This is a genomic window from Rhizobacter sp. P2_G4 (assembly GCF_056403575.1).
In genome coordinates this window covers 1-2,600 of sequence record NZ_JBFUFG010000030.1, presented here as the reverse complement: position 1 = coordinate 2,600, position 2,600 = coordinate 1, and the positions used below count along the sequence as shown (strand labels likewise).

The window sequence follows — 2,600 nt, the reverse complement described above, 5'->3', positions numbered from 1 at the left end:
CGATGACGGCCTGTCTTCGAGTACTCAGGTGTCGTTTCGAAGCGCTCTTGTCTCTGGTGGTGGTGATGGCGCGTTGCAAGACTTTCAGCGAGCCGCCACAGGTGTCTTCGGGCAAGACTTGGTCGAGCGACTTGAGTATGCCGCTGACAACGCGCGAACGCCCTTTAGGTTCGCCCGTGCGCTGAACGTTGCAGTTGTTCACGCTGCAGAAGACCGAGGGCGTAGGGCACATGCATGGCGGGCGGCACCCGGACTGACAAGGGAACTGAAGGAGTGGCAGGAGAGGTTCGTCCAAGCCGTGGAAGACCAGCTTCAACAGTTCAGTGCTGAACAACTCGAGGACCTAGCTAACGGGGTGTTTCGGCCGGAATTGCGAAACGGCGCATTTGTCGTGACACTTGTTTTGCCTCGTCTCGTCCCAGATTTTTGCTATGCGCTGAACCGGTACTTGTTAGTCGTTCTTCTTCGGCTGGCACGTCATATTTCTCCAGCCGTCGCCAATCCAATCCGAGTATTCTTCGGGGCCGGAATCATCTCGATTCGTGCAAGCGACAAGGTAAGTGGACCAATCGCCCATACGTGCGGCAACCCAGCAGAGTGCCGCGGCAAATCGCATACCGTCATAATACAAAGCTTCGAATCTCAACGCATCACCGCAACGATTGCTGACTTGGTCGTTGTGCGCCATGGAACGAGCACAGTCTCATTGCTTGGCGGTTCACTTATCCCAGAGCATCAGGTGCCCTTCGACATGCCGCGATAAAAGCTGGCCTTCGTCAGAACATCCGATGCTGCGGGCGAGTCACCAAGTCGGGCCCCAGCAAATTCGCAGGCAAATGGTGCAGACATCGCTACTTAACAAACTCTTGCACCAACATGTCTTCCGGCTTCTTGCCGGCAGCAAGCGCATCGACGAACCATTTCGGTCGACGACCCCGGCCGCTCCATGCCTGGCCTTCAAGGTGATATTTCGGGAACGCCACAGGTGACTTCTTCTTCCTTGGTGAAAGACCTTTCACGACTTTGCTCTGCTTGACCGGCGCGACGCGAACGCGGCTCGAAGACTCGCCGAAAAGGTCTTCAACCGTCAGCTCGTAATGGGCGATGGCTTCCTTGATGCGCTCAACAACGCCTTCAACTTCCTTGCGACGAATCTGGTCCGCTTGCTTTTGCAAAGAGTCGATTTGAGCGAGCAGCTGTTTGAGGCTCTTGGTCATGTGGAACGGCGAAGTTGGTATGCATTGATTAAATCACCGACCTGGTTCAGTAGGAAATCCTGGAGACCACGAACCTCTTGGTCGTGGTTGCCGACGTGAGGCGCGACAACTGAGGCCTTGGCGTCATTCGGCGCCAAGAACATGGGATGGAGTGTGGCGAACGCACTGAACAAGGCGCTCGAGTCCGGGAGTCGCAGACAAGTAGTCACGAGACACGAAGCATCGCCGATAGCGGCGTCCTCGCCTCCTTTTGAAGTCAGTCCTTGGACACCCGGTTTAACCAGGCATCAGTCACCGACACGCTGCAAGGCAGGCGGCCCCAGCGTCCCGCGTTCCCCTCCCATTTGAGGCACTCCCTTCATCAGCACATGGCCAATCGACTTCTGCTTTTCAATCGGGGCTGACAGGTCAAGCGCCAGCGCCTTCCGCGTTACCTGGGACAACTTGAGTTCCTTTGTTTTGAGGAACCAGTACCCGGCGAAGGCCCAGACGCCAAACGTCTCGACCAGTATGACAAGCCACGTCCCACGAAGCGACCAATTGAGCACAGCTGCAGCCACAGGGGAAATCAACATAAGCAAGGCGCAAGCCGCGTAACCTTTAGCAAAGCTTTCCGGGGAGTGGCCACTCGGAAGGAAGGGAAGCGTGTCAGTCGAGCGAAACCACACGACGTAGACAAGAGACCCGAAGAGCCCGAAGGCGAACAGTCCATGCGGAGTGAAGCCATTGCAGCCGTCACACGTCCAAGCCATAGGGAAGCAAGCCACACCAATGGCGCAGCCCGCCGCCACATTTAGTGCCCCGTTCTCCCAGGTTGTGAAGCCCTTGTAGAGGTACAGAAATGCGCCCAGCGCCCAGAGCCCGCCTACGAAGGGGATTCGCGCAACGTTAAAGCCGCTCCTTGAAGCCCAGTAGTAGGCACTCAACGAATCTTCAATCTCGAAGAAGCCGTTGTCCACGAAGCCAACGAGTACGACGACAACTGGAAAAAGCGCGGCGACCCAACCCATTCCACCGCGAAGGCTCAAGTAGGTGTCGAAAACGTGYTCGCGAACTCTCTCGGAGTCCGCATCTTGCTGGGCCTTGGTGTCCGCATTGGCTTCACTGTGCATTTCAAACTCTCCGGCGGTTATGGGATTCAGCGATTGCTCGTCGACGCCCGTCTTGATATGGCTCACCCCTTCTCGGGAGCTGGCGTCTAGCTTCCCGTAAGCGAGAAGACATCGACGGCTCAAGCGCATATGCCGTGGCAGAACGGAAGCCCCAGAGGCGACGTTGTGCCATTGGATGCGGAGCTTTGTCATCCTTATCCTGATGGAAGCATGCGGATGCGCCGCCGCGCAAATGGACCGAGTAAACGAGACGACCAGCCCGCCCCCGACC

The 2,600-nt window shown here is 57.0% G+C and carries 3 protein-coding genes; 1 reads left to right on the top strand and 2 read right to left on the bottom strand.

The window, feature by feature from the left end; genetic code table 11:
- Positions 1–763, top strand: a 763-nt coding sequence (locus tag AC1DYS_RS32170; protein ID WP_477906154.1) for a hypothetical protein, incomplete at its 5' end; no start/stop codon positions are given.
- Between the two features lie 88 nt (positions 764–851).
- On the opposite strand, the gene AC1DYS_RS32165 is transcribed toward AC1DYS_RS32170, so the two are convergent.
- Both AC1DYS_RS32165 and AC1DYS_RS32160 read right to left on the bottom strand, forming a co-directional pair.
- The gene (locus tag AC1DYS_RS32165) at positions 852–1,217 is read right to left on the bottom strand and encodes an H-NS histone family protein (RefSeq protein WP_477906152.1); all 366 of its coding nucleotides are present in this window, start codon (positions 1,215–1,217) and stop codon (positions 852–854) included.
- Positions 1,218–1,504: 287 nt separating this feature from the next.
- Positions 1,505–2,600: hypothetical protein (locus tag AC1DYS_RS32160; protein WP_477906151.1), on the bottom strand; the 1,096-nt coding region annotated here is incomplete at its 5' end.